Source organism: Luteimonas sp. Soil_C_16, assembly GCF_057657295.1.
Genome location: NZ_JBDGIS010000005.1, coordinates 221275 through 243434 on the forward strand (window position 1 = coordinate 221275; position 22160 = coordinate 243434).

17 protein-coding genes are annotated in these 22160 nt (G+C 69.5%); 3 read left to right on the forward strand and 14 right to left on the reverse strand.

Annotation, left to right across the window (positions count from 1 at the left end; all coding sequences use genetic code 11):
- Positions 1 to 24 precede the first annotated feature (24 nt).
- On the forward strand, positions 25 to 1449 hold the full coding sequence (locus tag AC3A5T_RS11580; protein WP_487628793.1) for a M20/M25/M40 family metallo-hydrolase: 1425 nt from the start codon (positions 25 to 27) through the stop codon (positions 1447 to 1449).
- Between the two features lie 114 nt (positions 1450 to 1563).
- Here AC3A5T_RS11580 and AC3A5T_RS11585 read toward each other — a convergent pair whose 3' ends face one another.
- From AC3A5T_RS11585 to AC3A5T_RS11610, 6 genes are all read right to left on the reverse strand, one after another.
- Positions 1564 to 3186: a hypothetical protein gene (locus AC3A5T_RS11585; RefSeq protein WP_487628695.1), complete on the reverse strand. Its 1623-nt coding sequence runs from the start codon at positions 3184 to 3186 to the stop codon at positions 1564 to 1566.
- 53 nt (positions 3187 to 3239) lie between these two features.
- Positions 3240 to 4148 carry a TrmH family RNA methyltransferase gene (locus AC3A5T_RS11590; protein ID WP_487628696.1) on the reverse strand — a complete coding sequence of 303 codons (909 nt, stop codon included), beginning with the start codon at positions 4146 to 4148 and terminating at the stop codon, positions 3240 to 3242.
- Position 4149: 1 nt separating this feature from the next.
- Positions 4150 to 5640: an alanine/glycine:cation symporter family protein gene (locus AC3A5T_RS11595; RefSeq protein WP_487628697.1), complete on the reverse strand. Its 1491-nt coding sequence runs from the start codon at positions 5638 to 5640 to the stop codon at positions 4150 to 4152.
- Between the two features lie 111 nt (positions 5641 to 5751).
- Complete coding sequence (locus AC3A5T_RS11600) at positions 5752 to 6309, reverse strand: GNAT family N-acetyltransferase (RefSeq protein ID WP_487628698.1); 558 nt, start codon at positions 6307 to 6309, stop codon at positions 5752 to 5754.
- On the reverse strand, positions 6302 to 9439 hold the full coding sequence (locus AC3A5T_RS11605; RefSeq protein WP_487628699.1) for an efflux RND transporter permease subunit: 3138 nt from the start codon (positions 9437 to 9439) through the stop codon (positions 6302 to 6304). Before AC3A5T_RS11605 ends, AC3A5T_RS11600 begins: the two co-directional genes overlap by 8 nt.
- Positions 9436 to 10515 (reverse strand): efflux RND transporter periplasmic adaptor subunit, encoded by a 1080-nt coding sequence (locus tag AC3A5T_RS11610; RefSeq protein ID WP_487628700.1) that lies wholly within the window; start codon positions 10513 to 10515, stop codon positions 9436 to 9438. The genes AC3A5T_RS11605 and AC3A5T_RS11610 overlap by 4 nt, the downstream gene beginning before the upstream one ends.
- 209 nt (positions 10516 to 10724) lie before the next feature.
- Here AC3A5T_RS11610 and cysK point away from each other — a divergent pair, with 209 nt between their 5' ends.
- Positions 10725 to 11684: a cysteine synthase A gene (gene cysK, locus AC3A5T_RS11615; RefSeq protein WP_332078415.1), complete on the forward strand. Its 960-nt coding sequence runs from the start codon at positions 10725 to 10727 to the stop codon at positions 11682 to 11684.
- Positions 11685 to 11837: 153 nt separating this feature from the next.
- On the opposite strand, the gene AC3A5T_RS11620 is transcribed toward cysK, so the two are convergent.
- On the reverse strand, positions 11838 to 12281 hold the full coding sequence (locus AC3A5T_RS11620) for a hypothetical protein (RefSeq protein ID WP_487628701.1): 444 nt from the start codon (positions 12279 to 12281) through the stop codon (positions 11838 to 11840).
- Between the two features lie 98 nt (positions 12282 to 12379).
- Between AC3A5T_RS11620 and AC3A5T_RS11625 the strand changes: the two genes are divergently transcribed.
- Positions 12380 to 12898, forward strand: coding sequence for an O-acetyl-ADP-ribose deacetylase (locus AC3A5T_RS11625; RefSeq protein WP_487628702.1), 519 nt, complete (start codon positions 12380 to 12382; stop codon positions 12896 to 12898).
- A 63-nt stretch (positions 12899 to 12961) separates the two neighbouring features.
- Here the strand turns inward: AC3A5T_RS11625 and AC3A5T_RS11630 are convergent, their stop codons facing one another.
- The 7 genes from AC3A5T_RS11630 to AC3A5T_RS11660 all read right to left on the reverse strand — a co-directional run bounded on the left by AC3A5T_RS11630 (position 12962) and on the right by AC3A5T_RS11660 (position 22098).
- Positions 12962 to 13966 carry a class I fructose-bisphosphate aldolase gene (locus AC3A5T_RS11630; RefSeq protein ID WP_332078411.1) on the reverse strand — a complete coding sequence of 335 codons (1005 nt, stop codon included), beginning with the start codon at positions 13964 to 13966 and terminating at the stop codon, positions 12962 to 12964.
- A 110-nt stretch (positions 13967 to 14076) separates the two neighbouring features.
- Positions 14077 to 15567, reverse strand: a complete 1491-nt coding sequence (pyk, locus tag AC3A5T_RS11635) for a pyruvate kinase (RefSeq protein WP_332078409.1) — start codon at positions 15565 to 15567, stop codon at positions 14077 to 14079.
- A 91-nt stretch (positions 15568 to 15658) separates the two neighbouring features.
- A complete protein-coding gene (locus AC3A5T_RS11640) occupies positions 15659 to 15877 on the reverse strand; it encodes a DUF6289 family protein (RefSeq protein WP_232137261.1) in 219 nt (72 codons plus the stop codon).
- 153 nt (positions 15878 to 16030) lie between these two features.
- Entirely contained in the window at positions 16031 to 16672 is a 642-nt protein-coding gene (locus AC3A5T_RS11645) for an HAD hydrolase-like protein (protein WP_487628703.1), read from the reverse strand.
- Entirely contained in the window at positions 16669 to 17844 is a 1176-nt protein-coding gene (locus AC3A5T_RS11650; RefSeq protein ID WP_487628704.1) for a phosphoglycerate kinase, read from the reverse strand. The genes AC3A5T_RS11645 and AC3A5T_RS11650 overlap by 4 nt, the downstream gene beginning before the upstream one ends.
- Before the next feature lie 178 nt (positions 17845 to 18022).
- Entirely contained in the window at positions 18023 to 19387 is a 1365-nt protein-coding gene (locus tag AC3A5T_RS11655) for a DUF3999 family protein (protein ID WP_487628705.1), read from the reverse strand.
- Positions 19384 to 22098, reverse strand: coding sequence for a DUF2339 domain-containing protein (locus AC3A5T_RS11660; protein ID WP_487628706.1), 2715 nt, complete (start codon positions 22096 to 22098; stop codon positions 19384 to 19386). The genes AC3A5T_RS11655 and AC3A5T_RS11660 overlap by 4 nt, the downstream gene beginning before the upstream one ends.
- Positions 22099 to 22160: the final 62 nt, after the last annotated feature.

Genomic DNA, 22160 nt, shown 5'->3' on the forward strand with positions numbered 1-22160 from the left:
GTCGTCCACATGCGCGTTCCGTCCATCAGGCCTCTGGCCACTGCCCTGCTGTCGACCGCGCTGCTGGCCGCCTCTCCCGCCTTCGCACAATCGCCTGAGGCCGCGCCGCTGTCGGCGGCTGCGCTGGAACAGGCCGCGCAATTGCGCGAACGCGCCACGCAGGACGGCACCGCATACGGGTTGATCGAATCGCTGACCACCGAGATCGGCCCGCGCCTGCCCGGCAGCGAAGCGGACGCCCGCGCCGTCGCCTGGGCCAAAGCCCGGTTCGAGGCGCTCGGCTACGACAAGGTCTGGACCGAACCGGTAACGTTCCCGAAGTGGGAGCGCCGCAGCGAGCACGCGGCCGTGGTCGGCGCGCATGCGCAGCCGCTGGTGATCACCGCGCTCGGCGGCAGCCCCGCCGGCGACGTCACCGCCGAACTCGTGCGCTTCGACAGCGTCGCCGCGCTGGAAGCGGCCGATCCCGCGACGCTGCGCGGGAAGCTCGCGTTCGTCGACGTGCCGATGGCGCGCTCGCGCGACGGCAGCGGATATGGCGCTGCGGGCCCGGTGCGTGGCCGCGGCCCGTCGATCGCGGCGCGCAAGGGCGCCGCGGGCTATCTGATGCGCTCGATCAGTACCAGTCCGCACCGCGTCGCCAATACCGGCATCACCCGCTTCGATGCTGATGTCACTCCGATTCCGTCCGCTGCGCTGTCGCTGCCCGACGCCGACCAGCTTGCGCGCCTGTTGCGACTCGGCCCCGTGCAGGTGCATCTGGCGCTGGATGTCGGTTGGAACGGCGACTACACCTCGCAGAACGTCATCGGCGAAATCACGGGGCGCGAAGCGCCGGGCGAGATCGTGCTGATCGGCGGGCATCTGGATTCGTGGGATCTCGGCACCGGCGCGGTCGACGATGCGTCCGGCGTCGGCATCACGATGGCCGCCGGCCATCTGATCGCGCAGCTGCCGCAGCGCCCGCGCCGCACGGTGCGCGTGGTCGCGTTCGCCAATGAAGAGCAGGGACTGCTCGGCGCTCGCGCCTACGCCGAGGCACACGGCGGCGCGGACGTCATCGCGCAGCACATCATCGGCGCGGAAAGCGATTTCGGCGCCGGTCGCATCTACGGTTTCAACACCAGCGCGCCGGCCGGACAGCGCGCGACCAGCGACGCGATCGCCGAGGTACTGCGCCCGCTCGGCATCGACTACCTGCAGGACAAGGGCGGCCCGGGCCCGGACATTTCCCCGCTGGCTGCGAAGGGCGGTGCCTGGGGCTGGCTGGGCCAGGACGGCACCGATTACTTCGACCTGCACCACAACGCAAACGACACGCTCGACAAGGTCGACCCGGACGCCGTTGCGCAGAACACCGCCGCCTACGCCGTGTTCGCGTGGCTGGCGGCGGAGTCGGAAGGCGGATTCGGCAGTGCGCCGAAGACCGAGGCGACGCCGGAGCATTGATGCTGGTGCGTCGCGGCGTTTCGCTGATGACGGCACGCCGTGTCGTAACGTCCCCGGCCCGATGAATTGCTGCGAGCGGTGATAGCAGCATGCAGCCGTGAGACGTGCCCGCGCTTAGCTGCCGTCGACCTTGCGCAGCGCCAGCACACGCGGCGGCGCTTCCGCTGGGCCGCGCATCCAGCCGATCGCACGCCTTGCATCGAGGGGATCACGGGTCGCGAGTCCGCGCACCACCCCGTCCTCGTCCTGCAGCAGCCAGCGCTCGGTGCGCGTCGACGGCGTCGCGAACTCCACCCGTCTTGCGGCTTCGCCGGGCGACAGTTGATCTTCGAAACCTGAAACCGTCAGTGCACCGGTGGCAACCGCATGCACTGCGTCAGCGTCCGGCCTGCGTCCCAACCAAGATGTTTCCGGCCAGGCGTACATCGCTGCGCCGCGCGCTTCCAGCGGCTTCGATGCATCGCGCAGTTCGCCGACGACATTCTCGCCGAGCGGCAACGCAGGATCGAGCACACCCACTGCAACCGCTGTCGCAACCGGCAGCGCCACTTCCTGTAGCCGTTCGGCATACCGCCACATCCACAGCTGGCTCGGCATGAGCACCAGCGCGAGGACGATCGCGACACCCGATACAGTCGCGCTGCGAGCACGTGCGATCGTCGCATAGGCGAGTCCGGCCCAGAACAGACTCGACCAGACGACGTAGCGCGACGCCAGCAACTGCTCTGGATACAGCTCGAAGTAGCCCAGTCTGGCCAGAGCAATCAGCCCACCTACGCCTACCGCGAACCAGGCGACGCCGAGACCGACCACGACAGGAGCGGTCGGTGCGCACCTGCAGCGAATGCTTGCGACCAGCAGCCAGGCGGCGCCGAGCACGCCTGTGAGCAGGTGCGGCCAGCGCGCGACGTGTGCCGGACCGGTCACGTTGGAGATGCCCTCAGCGACCGGCAGCACCAGTGCACGCAGCGGAGCGAGTGGCAGGCGTGCGGCGATCTCGGGGTCGAGCAACGGCCAAGCGGCATACAGGGAAGGCGCGGCGAGCCAGCGCAGCAGGCGTTCGCCCTGTACCAACGGCGCGAAGCCGATCCGCTCGTCACCGACGCCCGCGATCGCCAGGGACACTGCGGCCAGTCCCGCGCTGAACAGTATGGGCAACGCATCGCGCCACGAAGCGCGCCGCAACCAGAGCACGATCAGGAACGCGCCGAAACATGCGACGCCTGACCCGAACGAAAACGTCGCCACAAGACCGCAAGCACTCGCAAGAAGGCCACGGTGCCAGGCATCGCGGCCATCGTGCGGCGCGCGAGCCAGCAGCGTCACTCCGCAGACCAGTGCAAGTGTCACCAGATAGGCATGCACGCTTTCCTGCGCATGCGCCAAGGCCCGCGCATTGCCGAGCCAGCACAGACCGACGATTGCCCACAGATACGCAGCGACGCGCGTGAGCGGGGCGAGGCGCCCCAATGGACGCCAGAGAACCGCGAGCGTGCCGAGCAGCAAGGCGATACCGACTACGATCTGCAGAAGCTGCGATGCGCCGAACAGGCGGAGATCCAGCCAGCGCACGATATTGGGGAACACCTCGCGGTGGCCGTTGCTGACCATCAGTACACCGTCCAGGAACGGCGCATCCGCCAGGACGGCGATGTAGCGCCAACCATCTGCGTACGGCACGCGTGGCGCATGCAGCCACATCGCGGACAACGCGGACAGACCGTAGAGCGCAGCCAAGGCGATTGCGGCGCTCAGGAGCGTCCGCTGATGTCGCAAAGCCTCCACGGGCTTCAAGCGCGCTGAGCCGCCCACTGCGCCAGCAGCACGGCCGTCGCCGAGGCGACATTGAGGCTCTCGACCTTGCCGCTGCCGGGGATGCCGACACGCAGATCGCAGGCCTTGGCGAGTTCGGGATCCATGCCCTCGCCTTCGGAACCGATGACGAAGACGATGCGGTCGGGCAGCGGTTTGGCGAACACACTGTCGCCGCCGCGCACGACGGTCGCCGCGAGCGAGAAACCGGCGCTGCGCAGCTGGGCCAGCGAATTGTCGTCGCGGCCGAGGCGCACGAACGGCACCGATTCGGCGCCACCTTCGGCGACGCGCGCAGCGGCGCCGGACAGCGCCAGCGGCGAGGTCTTTGGCAGCAGGATCGCGCCCACGCCGAAGTGCGCGGCCGAGCGCAGGATCGCGCCGAGGTTGTGCGGATTGCCCACGCCGTCGAGCCACAGCGCGCACGCCGGACCGGCCGGCAGCGACAGCAGCCAGGTGCCCAGCGACTGCGGCGCCTCTCGCAGTACGTCGGCGACGACGCCTTCGTGGTGCGAGCTGGCCGCGAGCTTGCGCAGATCGTCTTCGGCGACGACGCGATAGCCGACGCGATTCGCCGCGCACCACTTCAACAGGGGCTGCAGCTGCGGAATGCGCGCCTCGAGCAGATAGAGCTTGCGGATCGCGTCGGGTCGACGCGCGAACACGGCGTCGATCGCGTTGCGGCCGTAGAGGCGCATCTCGCGCCGGTCTTCGGTTTCGCTGCCCTCCACGACGTCCGCGCGCACGTCGGGCCGCGGCGCAGCAGCGCGCGGCGGTGCAGGCGTATCAGGACGCGAACGCGCGCCCCACGGACTGTCGCGGCCCGGCGCGGGCGCCGGCGTGCGGGGCGTGTCGCGGCCACCGCCGGACCAGGGGGACTTCGTCATATCAGGGGGCCTTGCGCCAGAAATCGGCATTGCGGATCCCGAGCTTGTCGGGATCGAAGATCGGATCGAGCCCCTGCTTCTTCTGCGTCTCGTAATCGCGCAATGCGAGCATCGCGGGCTTCTGCAGGATCAGGATGGCGACAATGTTGAGCCACGCCATCAGGCCGACACCGATGTCACCGAGCATCCACGCCATCTCCGCGCTGCGCACCGCGCCGAAGATCACCATGCCCAGGATCGCGAGACGCAGCAGCAGGGTGCGGGTCGGCCGGGCGACGTGGTTGTTGAGGTAGGTGAGGTTGGTTTCGGCCATGTAGTAATAGGCCATGATCGTGGTGAACGCGAAGAAGAACAGCGCCACGGCGACCAGTCCCGCGCCCCAGCCCGGCAGGATTGATTCGATGCCTGCCTGGGCGAAGCCCGAGCCCGCTTCCACGCCGGGCAGCGCCTGATGCAGCACGGTGCCGTCGGGCATGATCACGTTGTACATGCCGGTCGCCAGGATCAGGAACGCGGTCGCGGTGCAGACCAGCATCGTGTCGAAGTAGATTGCCCACGCCTGCACGTACCCCTGCTTGGCCGGGTGCGACACCTCGGCCGCAGCCGCCGCATGCGGACCGGTGCCCTGGCCGGCCTCGTTGGCGTAGATGCCGCGCTTGACGCCCCACTCGATCGCCAGGCCCAGCATCGCGCCGAAGCCGGCGTGCACGCCGAACGCGCTCTCGAAGATGATGCGGAACATCGTCGGCACGAAGTCGTAGTTGAAGATCATCACCGCGACCGCGATGAAGATGTAGGCCAGCGCCATGAACGGCACGACCAGTTCGGCGAACGCCGCGATGCGCTTGACGCCGCCGAAGATGATTACCGACAGCATCAGCGCCACCGTGATGCCGATCCCCGCCTTCAGCACGGTGCGCGCGTCCATGCCCATCCACTGGCCGGTCAGGTCGCCGCAGACCGAGGTGCCCACGCAGGCGTTGGCGATGCTGTCGGCGATCGCGTTCGCCTGCACGCCCGGCATCAACAGACCGGCGGCGATCAGCGTCGCGAACGCGAATGCCAGCGCGTACCACTTCAGACCCATGGCCTTTTCGATGTAGTACGCCGGGCCGCCCCGGTAGCGGCCTTCGCTGTCTTTTTCCTTGTAGATCTGCGCCAGCGTGCACTCGACGAACGAGGTCGAGGCGCCGAGGAACCCCATCACCCACATCCAGAACACCGCGCCGGGACCGCCGAAGGCGATCGCGGTCGCGACGCCAGCGATGTTGCCGATGCCGATCCGGCCAGCCATCGACATCGCCAGCGCCTGGAACGAGGACACGCCCGCGTTCGAGCTCTTGCCGCTGAAGGTCAGCCGGGTCATCTCGACGAAGCCGCGGACCTGCATGAAACGGGTGCGGAACGAAAACCAGAGGCCCGCGCCCAGGCACAGCGCGATCAGCGCCTTGCTCCAGATCAGCCCGTTCAATGCACTGAGTAAGGTATCCACGTTGCGCGATGCTCCCGTCGGGTGGCTGTCGCGATCCCCGTCGCAACTGGCGGACACGATACCTGCATTTCCGCGCGGCGTGCCCCGCCCGGCGGGCTTTTCGCGCGTGGATCAGCCGACCGCGGCGTCGCGCAGCAGTCCGAATACGCGCAGATCGTGCAGCCCGTCGGGTTTGCGGATCGCGCCGCGCAGCAGGCCTTCCTCGACGAAACCGTTCGCCTGCAGCACCCGCGCCGAAGCCGGATTGATGTCGAGCACGTTGGCCTGCAGGCGCGTCAGCAACAGCGCATCCATCACCCAGGGCACGTACCGCGCGACGACCTGACGCATCACGCCGCGGTTCCAGTGCGCGCGGCCGAGCCAGTAGCCGAGCTCCGCCGCATGCGCGCGCTCGCCGCTCGCGGCACGGCGCACGCCGATGCTGCCGCAGGCCGCGCCGTCGATTTCGATCGCCAGCACCGGCAGCGATAGATCGACCACGTGTCCGGCGAGAAAGGCCTCGCCATCGGCGCGCGTATAGGGATTGGGAAACCGGTCACTCAGGCCGCGATTGATCAGTGGATCGTCCGCGTGCTGCAACAGCGCGTCGAGATCACTGGCGCGCCAGCGGCGGAGCACGAAGCCCGCGCCGCCCAGGCGCACCGCGTCCCAGCGCGCGGCGTCAGGCATGGCCGCTGACTTCGGGCGTCTCGCCTTCGAGCCGCTCGAGTTCGTGCGCCAGTGCTTCGGGCGAACGCGTGAACGGCGCGAGCAGCGCATAGAACGCCGGCACGACGAACAGCGACAGCAGCGTCGAGAACGCGACACCGAAGATCACCACGATGCCGATCGTCGCCCGGCTCGCCGAACCCGGACCGCCGGCCACGACCAGCGGGATCGCGCCCATGATCGTCGCTGCCGAGGTCATCAGGATCGGGCGCAGGCGCACCGCCGAGGCTTCGGCGATCGCTTCGCGCACGGTGCGGCCGTCATCGCGCAGCTGGTTGGCGAACTCGACGATCAGGATGCCGTTCTTCGCCGCCAGGCCGATCAGCATCACGATGCCGATCTGGCTGAAGAGATTCAGCGTGCTGCCGGTCGCCCACAGTCCGAGCAGCGCGCCGAGCACCGCCAGCGGCACCGTCAGCATGATCGACAGCGGATGGATGAAGCTCTCGAACTGCGCCGCCAGCACCAGATAGACGATCAGCAACGCCATCGCGAAGGTCAGCAGCACCGCGCCGCCGGCTTCCTGGAATTCCCGGCTCTCGCCCTTCCAGTCGACCTGCGCGTAGTCCGGCAGTTCCTCGGCGGCGACCTCGTTGGTCCACGCGATCGCCTCGCTCATCGTGTAGCCCGGCGCGAGGCCTGCGGCGATGGTGATCGCACGCAGACGGTTGAAGCGGTTGAAGCTGCCGGGCTCGGCGATCTCGCTGAGCGTCACCAGATTCGACAGCGGCACCAGTGTGTCGTCGCGGCCGCGCACGAAGGTGCCGGTGAGATCGGACGGCGACATGCGACGGTCGCGATCCGCCTGCAGCAGCACGTCGTATTCCTCGCCGTTGTCGACGAAGGTCGTGACCTGGCGCTGGCCCATCATGGTTTCCAGCGTGCGGCCGATCTCCTGCACCGAGACGCCGAGATCGGACGCGCGCGCGCGGTCGATGTCGACGCGCATCTGCGGACGCGTTTCCTTGTAGTCGGAATCCGGATCCTGGATGCCCGGGTTCTCGCGCATGCGCGCCAGCATGCGATCGCGCCACTGCGCGATCTCGGCGTAGTCAGGACCGCCCAGCACCAGCTGGTAACGCTGGCCGCGACCGCCGACCAGGCCACCGGGCACGTTGGCGCGCGCCTGCACGCCCGGCAGTTCGGCCAGCTGGCCGCGCAGCTGTTCGACGACCGACGCCGTGCTGACGTCGCGCGTGCGCCAGTCCTGCAGGAACACCACGATCTGTCCGGTGTGCATGTCCTCGCTGCCGCCCCAGCCGCGCGGCACGCGCGAGTTGGCGCGTTCGATCGGCTGGTCGTCGCCGACCAGCGGCGCGAAGATCCGCTCGACCTGCTGCATCTGCGCGACCGTGTAGTCGTAGCCCGCACCTTCCGGGCCATCGACGCCGATGAAGAAGCGGCCGCGGTCCTCGGCCGGCGACAGTTCGCTGGGCACGCGCCAGTACAGCAGCACCGCGGCCACGGCGCAGACCGCCATCGCGCCGACCACGAGCAGCAACAGACGGCCACCCGACAATGCGACCAGCCCACCGACGCGACGGCCGTAGCCGTTGGACAGGCGCGTGAGGTGGCGGTTGGTCCAGGCGTTGAAGCCGGTCTTCTTGTGGCTCTGCGGGCGCACGAGCTTGGAGCACATCATCGGCGTCAGCGTCAGCGCGATGAACGCCGACAGCGCGACCGCGCCGGCCAGGGCGACCGACAGTTCGCGGAACAGCCGTCCGGAATTGCCTTCCATGAAACCGACCGGCAGGAACACCGCGACCAGCACCGCGGTCGTCGCGATGACCGCGAACGCGACCTGCGCGGTGCCGCGTTTGGCCGCGACCAGCGGCGGCTCGCCGAGATCGGCGCGGCGCTGCACGTTCTCCAGCACGATGATCGCGTCGTCGACGACGAGGCCGATGCACAGCACCAGCGCGAGCAGGGTCAGCAGGTTGATCGAGAAGCCGAACGCATACAGCGCGATGAAGGCCGCGACCAGGCACACCGGCACCGTGATCGCGGGAATCAGCGCCGCGCGCAGGCTGCCCAGGAACAGCCAGATGACGACGAACACCAGGCCCATCGCTTCGGCCAGCGTCCAGTACACGCGGCTGATTGCCGCATCGATGAAGACGGTGTTGTCGGCGGCGACGAAGATCTCGGTGCCTTCGGGCAGCGTCTGCTGGATGCGCTCGGCCTCGGCGCGCGCGGCGTGGGCGACGTCCAGCGCGTTGGCGATCGAGGTGCGCACGATGCCGAGACCGACGTTGGGCACCGAGTTGCTGCGCATGTAGGAGCGACGCTCGGCCGTGCCCAGTTCGATCCGGGCCACGTCGCCCATGCGGATCACGTAGCCGTCGTCGCCGCGGCGCAGCGGGATCGTCGCGAACTGCTCGGGTTCGCGATAGCCGCGCTCCACGCGCAGGGTGAAGTCGCGGGTTTCCGATTCGATTCGGCCGGCCGGCAGTTCGACGTTCTCGTTGCGCAGCGCGGTCTCGACGTCGTTGGCGGTGATGCCGCGCGCGGCCATCGCATCGCGGTCGAGCCAGATGCGCATCGAGTAGCGCTGCGCGCCGCTGAGCTGCACGCGGGCCACGCCGTCGAGCGAGGACAGACGGTCGACGACGTAGCGATCGGCGTAGTCGCTCAACTCCATGGTGTCCATCACCGTGGAGCGCATGTTGAGCCACATGATCGGATCGGCGTCGGCCTCGACCTTGGAGATCTCCGGCGGGTCGGCCTCGATCGGCATGCGGTCCATGACGCGGCTGATCGCGTCGCGCACGTCGTTGGCCGCCGCTTCGATGTCGCGGTTGAGATTGAACTCGATGGTGACGTCGGAGCGGCCGTTGCGGCTGCGCGACTCGATCGTGCGGATGCCCTCGATGCCGGCCAGCGCGTCCTCGAGGATCTGGGTGATGCGGGTTTCGACGACAGCCGCCGACGCGCCGGCATAGCTGACGTCGACCGAGACGATCGGCGGATCGACGTTCGGCAGTTCGCGCACCGTCAGGCGCATGAACGCCATGATGCCCAGCACGACCAGCAGCAGGCTGATGACGGCCGCGAAGACCGGCCGCTTGATCGAGAGATCGGACAGCTTCACTGGGCGTTACCCGCCGGTGCGGCCTCGTCGGCCTGCTGCGCTTTCGCTTCCTGCACCGTGCCCTCGGTGATCTGCATGCCGGGGCGCAGCTTGCCGGTGCCGTCGACGACGATGCGGGTGTTCGGCTCCAGCCCCTCGAGGATCTCGACCAGGCCTTCCGCGCGCACGCCGACCGTCACCGGTGCCTGCTCGACGATCTCGTCCTCGCGCACGCGATAGACGAAGGTATCGCGGCCGACCTGGATCACCGCGATCTCGGGAATCATCAGCGCCTCGCGCGCCGCCTGCTGCAGGCGCACCTGCACCAGCATGCCGGGGCGCAGCTCGCGATCCGGATTCTCGAACGCGCCGCGCACGGTCACCGCGCGCGACTGCGGATCGATGCGCGCATCGACCGTCTGCACGACGCCCTCGAAATCGCGACCCGGGAACGAAGCCACGCGGCCGAACAGGCGCTGGCCGTTGACCACGCGCGAGAGCTGCGTCTCGGGCACCGGAAAATCGACGTAGACCGCGCCGATGTCGTCGAGCGTGGCGATCGGCGTGCCGGGGGTGACCAGTGCGCCCGGGCTCACCTGGCGCAGCCCCAGCACGCCGGCGAACGGGGCGCGGATGGTGCGGTCGCTGATGTTGGCCCGCATCTCGGCGACGTTGGCGCGCGCCGAGTCGCGGTTCGCGCGCAAGGTGTCGACCGACGCGCGCGCGATCAGCTGGCTGTCGACCAGCTCGGCGCCACGACGGAACTGGCTGTCGGCATCGATCGCCGCGGCCTCGGCCGCCTGCAGCGTGGCCTGCTGCTGGTTGCCGCTGAGCGTGATCAGCGGCGCGCCGGCCGCGACCTCGTCGCCACTGTCGAAGTGCACGCGCTGCACGATTTCGCTGACCTTGGCGGTCACGGTGATCGACTCGCGCGCATTCACGGTACCCAGCGCGGTGACGCTGTCGTTCCATTGCCGCGGCGCTGCGACGGTCGTCGTCACCGGTACGGGCGCGGCTGCGGCCTGGCCGGACGGTCCGGCCTCGCCCCCGCCGCAGGCGGACAGCACGAGCGCGGCGGCCAGACCAAGGGCCCGCAACGGAAACGCGGGTCGGACGGAGACATGCGACTGGGACAAGGGATGCTACCGGGACGGAAAACCGGCCGATCTTACCCGCTGGTCCGTGACGTTCCCTGTGCCATCGGATGGGCATGAAAAAACAGCGTTCCACGTCAACCGCTGGCAGCCTCGTGCGTTATGGCCCAGTCTGGTCCGACCGCGCCCAGCGCCCGTGTCGAGGCACCCCCATGGCCCTGTACGACAACATTCTCCAGACCATCGGCAATACGCCGGTCGTGCGTCTGCACCGCATCGCCCCGCCGAACGTCGAACTCTACGCCAAGGTCGAGTCGTTCAACCCCGGCGGCTCGGTCAAGGACCGCCTCGCGCTGGCGATCATTCTCGACGCCGAACAGCGTGGCCTGCTCAAGCCCGGCGACACCGTCGTCGAAGCGACCTCGGGCAATACCGGCGTGGCGCTGGCGATGGTCTGCGCGGCGCGCGGCTACAAGTTCGTTGCGACGATGGTCGAAACCTTCTCGATCGAACGCCGCAAGCTGATGCGCGCCTATGGCGCCAAGGTGATCCTCACCCCCGCCGCCGAACGCGGCAGCGGCATGGTCAAGCGCGCGAAGGCGCTGGCCGAGGAGCACGGCTGGTTCTGGGCCAGCCAGTTCGAGAACCCCGCCAATCCGGCGTACCACCGGCAGACCACGGCCGCCGAGATCCTGCGAGATTTCGCCGGCCGCCGGCTCGATCATTTCGTCACCGGCTGGGGCACGGGCGGCACGCTCACCGGCGTGGGCGAGGTATTGCGAGTCGCGCGACCCGAAGTGGAGATCGTGACCTGCGAACCGGCGGGTGCCGCGCTGTTGCAGGGCAAGGAATGGGCGCCGCACAAGGTGCAGGGTTGGACACCCGACTTCGTGCCTGGCGTGCTCAATCGCGATGTCGCGCACCGGGTGCTGTCGATCGACGATGCCGACTCGATCGACACTGCGCGTCGACTCGCCGCCGAAGAAGGCATCTTCGTTGGCATCTCGGCCGGCGGCACGCTCGCCGCCGCGCTCCAGGTCGCGAAGACCGCTGCCGACGGGGCGGTGATCCTGACGATGCTGCCCGATACCGGCGAGCGTTACTTCTCCACGCCCCTGTTCGCGGACATCAATGAAGGCTCCGACGACGAATGGCTGGCCGGTCTGCCGTGACCGGCTGAGTTCCGGTACAAATCTCGTGTGGCCGCGCTCGCGCGAGATGGCGGGTGCCGGTCAAGCCCATCGCACGCGAGCGTGCTCCTGCAGGGTGCCCGTGGTGCGGGCTGGGCGCTCAGCCCAGCCAGATCGCCAGACCACCGCCGACGATCACCAGCGCGAGCACCCAGCCCAGCCGAACTGGCCGCTGTCGCCACGCACCACGGTTTCCTGCCGGGCCTCGCGCATCAATGACGAGCCGTGGTTCGCGATCGCGTCGCGCGCCGCTTCCTCGCTCAGTCCCGGCTTGACGTCGCGCAGGCGCTTCGCGGCATCGACGGTGTTGCCGGTCGCGAGCTTTGCGGCGACTTCGCTGGGCAGCGTGCCGCTCGACGGGGGCGCGGCGCCGCCCGCGGGACGGAACCGGTCGTCGGGATCCAGCGCATCCGACGGGTTCTCCGCCAGACGCTGCACCGCATCGCGCGCGTCCGCGAGCTTCAGCCCGGGATTCGCGTCGCGCAACTGCTTGATCGCCTCGATCGCGCTGCCGCGCCGCAGCGCATCGTGGACCGCGAGCGGCACGTGCAGGCGTGTGGATCGGGAAATGACGCTCATCGATGACCTCGGCGCTCGGAAATGCCGGACCAGCCTAATCGCCGGCCGCGCGCACGGGACTCACCCGGCCTCCACGCAGCGGCGCCGAGCCTGCCTGCATGCCGATTCTCGAAGCCCGTCAGGCCGACATCACCCGCGTCGACGCCGATGCGATCGTCAACGCCGCGAACGAAACCCTGCTCGGTGGCGGCGGTGTCGACGGCGCGATCCATCGCGCTGCCGGGCCCGCCCTGCTGCAGGCCTGCCGGGCTCTGCCGCAGGTGCGTCCGGGCGTGCGCTGCCCGACCGGCGAAGCGCGGATCACGCCGGGGTTCGGACTGCCGGCCCATTCGGTGATCCACACCGTCGGACCGGTATGGCGCGGCGGCGATGCCGGCGAAGCCGGAATGCTTGCGGCCTGCTATCGCAGCAGCCTCGCGCTCGCGGCCGGACACGGGCTCGCACGCATCGCGTTTCCGGCGATCAGCTGCGGCGTCTACGGCTATCCGATCGACCAGGCGGTGCAGATCGCCGTCGACACCGTGCGCGCCTGGACCGGCGACTTGCCGACGCAGGTGCTGTTCTGCTGCTTCGATGCCGCGATGCTGACGCGTTACGAGGCCGCACTCGCGGATTGATCGCCGCACACGCAAACGCCGGCACGAGGCCGGCGTTCCCGGAAAGCGATGCGGGTATCGCGATCAGCCGTTGAACTTGCCCTGCGCGGCCAGACCGTTGTCGCGGGCGCGCGCATAGACCGTGTCCTGCGCCTTGCGCACATTGCCGGTGAGATCCTGCGACCACAGCTTCAGCGCGGCCTGCTGCATCGCGCGGCCGTAGGAGAACGACAGCGGCCACGGATTCGGGCCGAGGCGGTTCATCGCATCGAGATGTGCGGTCGCCAGTTCGTCCGACTGGCCGCCCGACAGGAACACGATGCCCGGCAGGATCGCCGGCACCGAAGACTTGAGGCACATCAGGGTCGCTTCGGCGACTTCCTCGACATCCGCGTCTTCCTCGCAGTCCTTGCCCGGCACCACCATCGACGCCTTGAGGATCGTGCCTTCGAGCATGACGTTCTGGCTGTAGAGCGCATCGAACACGCCGCGCAGCACGACCTCGGTGACTTCGTACGCGGTCTGGATGTCGTGGTCGCCGTCGAGCAGCACTTCCGGCTCGACCATCGGCACCAGGCCCTGCTCCTGGCACAGCGCGGCGTAGCGTGCGAGTGCGTGCGCGTTGACGTCGATGCAGGTGCCCGACGGCATGTCTTCGCCGATGGTGATCACCGCGCGCCACTTGGCGAACCGCGCGCCGAGCTTGTAGTACTCCTCCAGGCGCGCGCGCAGGCCGTCGAGGCCTTCGGTCACCAGCTCGCCCGGAAAGCCGGCCAGCGCATGCGTGCCCTTGTCGACCTTGATGCCCGGGATGATGCCGTTCTGGGTGAGGTACTTGGCGAACGGCACACCGGCCTTGGTCGACTGGCGCAGGGTCTCGTCGAACAGGATCGCGCCGCTGATGTGCTCCGACAGCTTCGGCGTGGTGAGCAGCAGCTCGCGGTAGGCGCGGCGGTTTTCTTCGTTGTTCGGAATGCCGACCTGCTCGAAGCGCTTGCCGATCGTGCCCGTCGACTCGTCGATCGCGATGATGCCCTTGCCCTTCGCCACCATGGCCTGGGCGGTTTCGGCAAGCTGTTCGATGCTCATGACGGGTTCCGGGATCGCGACGGGAAAGGGCCGCGATTATAGCCCGGCGCATCGGCCGGGCCTTCGGAGACGGCGCGTCGCTGGCGCAGCCAGCGAACGCACAGCTGGCGTTACAGCTCGCCCAGCCCCTCGGCGCGGCCGTCGACGCCGACCTGCAGCAGGCGCAACGTGTTGGTGGCGCCGTGGGTTTCCATGTGCTCGCCGCTGGTGAACACGACGCGCTGGCCGGGGCCGAGCAGGCCCGCTTCGACCAGCAGGCGCACGCTGCCGCGCGCGGCTTCGCGCGGGGTCTGGCCGCGGCTGTCGTAGTTGAACGGGAACACGTCGCGCATCAGCGACATGCGCCGGCGTGCGCCGTCGTGACGGGCGAACGCATAGATCGATGCGCCGCCGCGGAATCGCGACAGATAACGCGCGGTGCCGCCGGATTCGGTCATCGCGACGATCGCGCCGACACCGACGTGCTCGGACAGGAACATCGCCGCCATCGCGATCGCATGGTCGGCGCGTTCGAGGTTGCGCTGCGCCTTTTCGAAATCGGTGTCGTGGGCGAACTGCCGTTCGGCGCCGACGCAGATGCGCGCCATGGCTTCGACCGCGCGCACCGGATACGCACCGGCGGCGGTCTCGGCCGACAGCATCACCGCATCGGTGCCGTCGATGACCGAGTTGGCGACGTCCAGCACTTCGGCGCGCGTCGGCATCGGGCTTTCGACCATCGACTGCAGCATCTGCGTCGCGGTGATCACCACCTTGTTGCGGGCCAGCGACTCGCGAATGATCTTCTTCTGCAGGCCCGGCAGCTCGGCATCGCCGATCTCCACACCCAGATCGCCACGCGCGACCATCACCACGTCGCTGGCGTCGATGATCTCGGCGAGATTGTCGATCGCCTCGGTGCGCTCGATCTTCGACACCAGGGCGGCATCGCTGCCGTGCGAGCGCGCGATCGAACGCGCCTCTTCCATGTCGGCGGCGTTGCGGCAGAACGACACCGCGATGAAGTCGACGCCGATGTCGGCCGCGACCTTGATCAGCTGGCGGTCGTGGTCGGTCAGCGCGCCGAGCGACAGGCCGCCGCCCTGTTTGTTGAGTCCCTTGCGGTTCGACAGCACGCCGTCATTGAGCACGGTGGTGACGATGCGCGCGCCTTCGACGGCAGTGACCTGCAGCTGCATCAGGCCGTCGTCGAGCAGCAGCACGTCGCCGGCTTCCACGTCGCCCGGCAGGCCGAGATAGCTGACGCCGACTTCATCGACGGTGCCCGGCGGCGCCGCGGGATCGGCGACCAGATCGAAGCGCGCGCCGGCGCGCAGCTGCACCTTGCCCTCGGCGAACTTCTCGATGCGGATCTTCGGACCCGGCAGGTCGGCGAGGATGCCGATCTCGACACCGGCGCGATCGGCCGCGGCGCGCACCGCTTCGGCGCGCACCTGCTGCGAGGACGGATCGCCGTGCGAGAAGTTGAGGCGCACCGCGTTGACGCCGGCGGCGATGAGCGCATCGAGGACGCCGGGCGCGTCGGTCGCGGGGCCCAGCGTGGCGAGAATACGGGTGCGGCGACGGTGCGCCGGAACGGAAGGCAGGTCGGTCGTGGTCATGGCGCCAAGTCTAATGTCCACCGGTGGTCAGCCGCACGTTGCACGGCAACATGGAAACGGCGCACCAGAGCTGGCGCGCCGTTCCCGAAGCTTACTGCGAAACCCCGCAGCCGGCGCGGACCACCACGTTGTCGGTCACCTCACCCCAGGCCTGGTTCGGCACACACCCGAACGTCGCCTCGCCGACCAGCACGCCGGCATCGTCGTAATACATCTCGGCGCCGGGGAATCCGTTCGCGCCGGCGATGCCGGCACCGGCCAGCAGACAGGTGGCGAGGATGCCGAGGCCCCAACGGGTCCGTGTCTTCATGATGCTGCCCTCCACGTCGCGGCGAATCGCCGCCGCATCACCCTCGCAGCGAAGCGGCGGTGGGGGGTTGGCGAAGCGTTAAAGCACGCGGCGCGGCGCGCATTTGCGGCGCCGGGTCTCGTACTGAACGCGACCCGTGCACGGTCACGTCGCTCAGGCGATTGCGGCCCGCAGCGCGGCCGGCGAATCGACGACGACATCCGCGCCCGCGGCATGCAGCTCATCCGCAGCGCCGAAGCCCCACAGCACGCCGATGCCGCGCATGCCGTGCTGACACGCGCCTTCCATGTCGTAGCGACGGTCGCCGATCATGATCGCGTCCGCCGCGGTCAGCGCGAGCCGCGACAGCGCTTCGGCGATCAGTTCGCGCTTGTAACGGCGCATGCCGTCGTCGCTGGCGCCGACCACGGTCTCGAATGCCGCACCGAACGGCAGCGACTCGAGGATGCGCCGCGCGAAGCCTTCGTTCTTCGAGGTGACGACCGCCAGCCGGTGACCGGCGGCCTGCAGCGCGGCGATCGTCTCCGGAATGTCGGCGTAGACCGAATGCTCGCGCCAGCCCTGCGCGTCGTAGCGTTCGCGATACAGCGCGACCGCGCGCTCGGCGCGCGACCGGTCGCCGTCGAACAGCGCCTCGTAACTGTCGCGCAGCGGCGGGCCGATCCACGGCAGCAGCGCCTCGCGCGACAGCGGCGGATGCCCCAGCGCATCGAGCGTGTGTGCGATGCCGCCGAGGATGCCCGGCTCCGAGTCGATCAGCGTGCCGTCGAGATCGAAGAACAGCGCGTGCGTCATGCGCCGCGCGCGTCGAGCGCCGCGACCGCCGGCAGCGTCTTGCCTTCGAGGAATTCGAGGAACGCGCCGCCACCGGTGGAGATGTAGGACACGTCATCGGCGATGCCGTACTTGTCGACCGCCGCCAGCGTGTCACCGCCGCCGGCGATCGAAAACGCCTTCGACGACGCGACCGCGCGCGCCAGCGCCTCGGTGCCCTTGCCGAACGCATCGAACTCGAACACGCCGACCGGGCCGTTCCAGACCACGGTGCCGGCCTCATTGATCATCGCGGCGTAGCGCTTCGCGGTGTCCGGGCCGATGTCGAGGATCATGTCGTTGGCGTCGACCGCATCCACCGCCTTGACCGTCGCCGGTGCATCGGCGGCGAACGCAGGCGCGACGACGACGTCGGTCGGCACCGGAATGTCGGCGCCGCGTGCCTTGGCGTCGGCCATGATCTGTTTCGCGGTGTCGAGCAGATCGGTCTCGACCAGCGACTTGCCGACACTGTGACCCAGCGCGGCGATGAAGGTGTTGGCGATGCCGCCGCCGACGATCAGCTGGTCGACCTTGCCGACCAGCGACGACAGCAGCTCGAGCTTGGTCGACACCTTACTGCCGGCGACGATGGCCAGTAGCGGGCGCGCCGGCGCGTCGAGCGCCTTGGCCAGCGCATCGAGTTCGGCCATCAGCAGCGGGCCGCCGGCGGCGGTGACCGCATGACGGATCACGCCGTGCGTCGACGCCTGCGCACGGTGCGCGGTGCCGAACGCGTCCATGACGAATATGTCGCACAGCGCTGCGTACTTCTTCGACAGCGCCTCATCGTCATCCTTCTCGCCGACGTTCATGCGGCAGTTTTCCAGCAGCACCAGCTGACCCGGCGCGACGTCGACACCGTCCACCCAGTCACGCACCAACGGCACGTCGATGCCGAGCAGCTCGGACAGCCGCGCGGCAACCGGTGCCAGCGAGTCGGCTTCGCTCCAGCTGCCTTCCTTCGGCCGCCCCAGATGCGAAGTCACCATGACTGCCGCGCCCTGCGCCAGTGCAGCCTTCAGCGTCGGCAACGACGCGGTGATGCGCTGGTCGGAGGTGACCGTGCCCCCGTCGACGGGGACGTTGAGATCCTGCCGGATCAACACGCGCTTGCCGGAAAGGTCGAGGTCGGTCATGCGGACAATGGTCATGGCGCTGGGCTCGCTGTATTCGGAAGGAGAACGCGTGTGCGTCAGCCGCCCATTGTCCGCGGACTCCATGCAGGCAGGCAAACCGGCGCCCGCGTCGAAGCCGGTGGGAGCGCGCTTGCGCGCGATCGGGCGTATCCGCAAGGCTTCATCGCGCGCGAGCGCGCTCTCACCCGCCCCTTCAACGCGGCTTCGGCGCCCGCAGCAGACTCAGCGCGAAGCCGCCGACCAGCAGCACGCCCAGCACCAGTACGCCCCACAGCAGCCAGGTGCCCCAGTCGCGCGGCGGGGTGTCGTCGAGTGCGGCTGGGCCGGCGAGTTCCGTCCGCGCGCCGAGCGTCGCGACGGCCGGTGCCCAGCGACCGCCATTGCGCGCGCGTAGATCCGCCAGCAATGGCGCCACCGCGGCATCGACGCGTTTCGCGCGACCACTGCCCGCGCGCAGCGAAAACGGCGCGGCGCCCTCGGCGACGAACACCAGACGCTCCGGCCGATAGCCGAGTCGCAACACGGGCGCCGTGCCGGCAGCGGGTGCATCCGGCACCAGACGCCACTGGCGCTCGCGCACGGCCACATCGAGCGCGAGCGGTGGCGTGCGGGAACCCGCATCCGCGCCGATCCGATAGACCAGCCAGTCGCTGGCGACCGTGCGCCATGGCGCCGCCTCGTTCTCGCGCACCGACAGCGTCCAGCGCGCGGTCGCGTTGCCGTCGAAACCGAGATCGACATGCGTCACCGGCACGCGCGCGTCGAGATGGAACACGAGCCCACCCTGCGCATCGGCCGGTCCTACCGGCTCGAGGGCACGCCATTGCAGGGCCGGCGCATCGGTCATCGCCGGCGATTCACCGGTCACCGACACGATTGCCGGCATCGCACCGGCGCCGGCACCCGGCGAGAGCCGCAGATAGCGCGTGCGCACCGGCGTATCGAACACGATCCGCCGCTCGACCAGCCGCGCTTCGCCGCGGTGCAGATCGAGCAGACGACCGCCTGCGGACAGCGGCTGCCAGTCGCGCAGATCTTCCGAACCTTCGACCCGCATCGTGCGTTCGAACGCCACGTCCGCGACGCCCCAGTCCAGCACCAGCGCCTGCAGTGGCAACGCCGATGCGCTGGCATCCACCAGCACCGCGGCCGGCGGCGCGTCGCCCGGCGCGGGTCGCCACTGGATCCGACGCAGACGGCCGTCTGGATCGAGCTCGCTGATCGCGGCGATGTCGCTGCCGACGCGCGCGGCCGTCGCCGGCAGCGGGAACCACGCCAGCGCCTGCGTGGTGCGGCGCGCCGCGGGCGCCGGCGCCGACTGCAGCAGCGCCGGCACCTGACGGCCCGCACCGTTGACGATCACCAGATCGCGCAGCGCCGGCGACACCGTGGTCGCGTAGACGGCGTCATCGAGTTCGACCTGGTAGGCACCGGCATCGGACGACGGCAGATCCAGCGGCCACTGCGCGACGAAGGCCGCGTCGCCGGCGGCTGCGATCGCCACACTGCAGAGGACGCCACCGGTGAGGACAGCCAGGCATTTCAGAGTCCGGTTCATGCGCCGGCCTCCTGTGCCGGTTCGAAGGTGGCGGTGCGCGGCGGCGCCGGCGCGAAGAAGCCGACGACCGTGCACAGCAGGCCGTAGGCGATGAACGAGCCGATGCCCCACAGATTGCCGAGATGGCTGCGATCCACCAGCACCAGCTTCGCCAGCACGATCGCCATCAGCACTGCGCCCGCCAGCCACAGCACGCGCTGGCCGCGGCGCGAGCCGATGACCCAGCCGAGTACGCCGAGCACGCTCCACACGATGGTCAGGCTGGTCTGCGCCAGGCTGCTGTCGACGAGCGCCATGCTCCACGGCACGCCGCCCCAGTGATGCGCGCCACGCAGCGTGATCGCGGTGACCAGCAGGAACGCGCCGACCGACAGCAGCGGCATGCGAGCGCGCGCGCCGACCGGCGCGTCGCCGGACCACACCCAGCGTGCGATCAGCAGCAGCGCCGCGATCTGGGCGAGGTCGAGCGGATTGAGCAGCGCGATCCACGGCAGCGGTGCGGGGTCGCCGGCGTTGCCGAGCGCCACGCACCACCAGAGCGCCAGCAGCCCGCAACAGGTCGTGCGGAATGCCCCGCGCATGGGATCGAACGCCGCGCCGAGCGGGTGCGTGAGCCACGGCCAACGCAGCAGCGCCACCGCGCTGATCGCCAGCCAGGGCGCAACCGCGGCCACGAGCCACCAGCCATCGCCGCCGCCGATCCGGTCGGACAGCTGCACCAGCAACAGCGACACCGCGAACGGCCACAGCAGCCACCAGACGAACTGCGCGGCGCGGGCGAACCCGCTGTCGCCGACGCGCAGACACAACAGGCTGCGCACGCCGAGCGCGGCGAACACCAGCCACGCCCAGACGCCGTTGCCGGCGAACGGCTGCTGATGCGCTTCGGCCTGCAGGACCGCCAGCGGCAATGCGGCCGCCAATGCCAGGCACGCGGTGCCGGCCAGCAAGGGATCGAACACGCGCCGGTTGCGCTCCGCCGCCAGCCAGCCGGTGACCGCGGCGAGCACCAGCCACGCATCGGGGACGTCGCGTCCCGGCAGCACGCGCTGCAGTTCGAATACCCACGCACCGAGCCACCAGAACATCGCCCAGACGTAGGCGATGCGCGCGGGCGCGACGGCACCTGCACAGGAATACGCCCAGGCAATCGCGAGCCCGGCGATCACGAACAACATCGCGCCGACGAACAGGCCGTGCACGAACGGCGTCTCGTCGATCGTCGTATTGCCGGCCGCGAACACATACGCGACCAGCGCCGCGATCTGCAGCGCGATGCCCGACCAGCGCGGCAAGCGCCGCTGCTGACGCAGCCCCAGCCACACCAGCGCCGCACCTTCGAGCGCGAACACGCTGGCGGTGGCCTGTGCCGACAGCGCCAGCGGCACGGCCAGCGTCGCGAAGCCCGCGGCCAACAGCGCATACGACTGCTGCAGCACTTCAAAGCGACCGCCGCGACGCAGCCACCACGACAGGCCGGCGTAGACCGCCGCGAGACCGAGCGCGCACAGGGCCAGCGTGGTCGTGTCGTCACGCATCAGCCCCGACTGCAGCGAGAACGCGATCAGCGGCGTGCCGAACACGAGGCAGCCATCGATCAGATCGCGACGCCCTACCGGCCTGCGACGCGCGTGCAGCAGGGGCACCGCCAGATAGATCGCGAAGAACACCGCGAGGAACGCCTGCGCGGACGCGTAGTCGGCAGCCTCGTAATCGAGCACGCCCCACAGCGTGCCGATGCCGAATGTGAAGACGAAGCCCAGCAGATTGAGCAGGCGCCAGGCGCGGAACCACGCGATGGCGACGATCGCCGCGTTGAGCACCGCGTAGTAACCGAACAGCGCGACGTGATTGCCGCCGCCGGTCGACAGCCAGATCGGCGCGAGGAAGCCGGCCAGCACCGCGAACACCGCGAGTGCCATCGCGCCCTGCAGCACCGCCAGCGCACCGGCGCCGAACACCAGCGCCACGCTCGCGGCAAACGCGAATTCCATCGGCACCAGGCCGAACATCCGCGACGCGGCGAAGACCACCAGCAACAGGATGCCGATCATGCCGCCCTGCAGGCTGAGCGCGAATGTCCGATGGCTGGCGCGTCGCATCCAGCCGAACACCAGCCCGGCCACCGCGGCCACCGACACCCCGGCCAGGCGCAGCGACACCGGCACCTGCAGCAGGCCCGCGTCACTGGCGTACTTGAGCAATGCGGCCACGCCGGCGAACAGCACCAGCATGCCGATCTTCACCGGCACATTGCCGGAGGTGAACCACTGCCGGACCAGACGCAGGCCGCGTTCGAACACGTCCGGCCCTGCCGGAGCGGCGGGTGCGGCCCGCGGCGCATCGGACGGCGCGGAACGCACGGGATCCGCATCACGCCAGCTCGCGCGCGGCAGCGCGAGCGGCAACGGCGGCGGGCCTGCGACGGGTGCAGGCGCTGCGGGGCGCAGCGGTTCGGCGATCGGCGGCGGCGCAGCCGATGGGCTCTCGACGGGCGTGGCTACCGAAGCGGGAGGCGCAGCGCGCGATGCAACGGCAGGCGCAGGCGCTGCCGGCATCGCCCGACCGGCGATCTCCGCGCGCAGCCGCTCGCTGAGGTCTTCGAGATCGGCCACGCGGCGGCGAAGGCCGAACAGCATGACCAGTCCGACGACCAGCAGAACGGGCACCGTCAGCAGCGCGAGCCCGATCAGTACGACGAGTTCTTCCATGGCACCCCCGCGGCGCCGGAGGGGCGCGCCCAGCCACCTTACGCGGCGAACGTCCGAAAACA

Bases quoted from the DNA above. Each gene is read 5' to 3' on its own strand.
- AC3A5T_RS11655 (WP_487628705.1), bottom strand. From the start codon at position 19,387: ATGAACCGGACTCTGAAATGCCTGGCTGTCCTCACCGGTGGCGTCCTC.
- AC3A5T_RS11660 (WP_487628706.1), bottom strand. From the start codon at position 22,098: ATGGAAGAACTCGTCGTACTGATCGGGCTCGCGCTGCTGACGGTGCCC.
- AC3A5T_RS11625 (WP_487628702.1), top strand. From the start codon at position 12,380: ATGCCGATTCTCGAAGCCCGTCAGGCCGACATCACCCGCGTCGACGCC.
- AC3A5T_RS11645 (WP_487628703.1), bottom strand. From the start codon at position 16,672: ATGACGCACGCGCTGTTCTTCGATCTCGACGGCACGCTGATCGACTCG.
- pyk (WP_332078409.1), bottom strand. From the start codon at position 15,567: ATGACCACGACCGACCTGCCTTCCGTTCCGGCGCACCGTCGCCGCACC.
- AC3A5T_RS11640 (WP_232137261.1), bottom strand. From the start codon at position 15,877: ATGAAGACACGGACCCGTTGGGGCCTCGGCATCCTCGCCACCTGTCTG.
- AC3A5T_RS11590 (WP_487628696.1), bottom strand. From the start codon at position 4,148: ATGACGAAGTCCCCCTGGTCCGGCGGTGGCCGCGACACGCCCCGCACG.
- cysK (WP_332078415.1), top strand. From the start codon at position 10,725: ATGGCCCTGTACGACAACATTCTCCAGACCATCGGCAATACGCCGGTC.
- AC3A5T_RS11600 (WP_487628698.1), bottom strand. From the start codon at position 6,309: ATGCCTGACGCCGCGCGCTGGGACGCGGTGCGCCTGGGCGGCGCGGGC.
- AC3A5T_RS11620 (WP_487628701.1), bottom strand. From the start codon at position 12,281: ATGAGCGTCATTTCCCGATCCACACGCCTGCACGTGCCGCTCGCGGTC.
- AC3A5T_RS11630 (WP_332078411.1), bottom strand. From the start codon at position 13,966: ATGAGCATCGAACAGCTTGCCGAAACCGCCCAGGCCATGGTGGCGAAG.
- AC3A5T_RS11650 (WP_487628704.1), bottom strand. From the start codon at position 17,844: ATGACCATTGTCCGCATGACCGACCTCGACCTTTCCGGCAAGCGCGTG.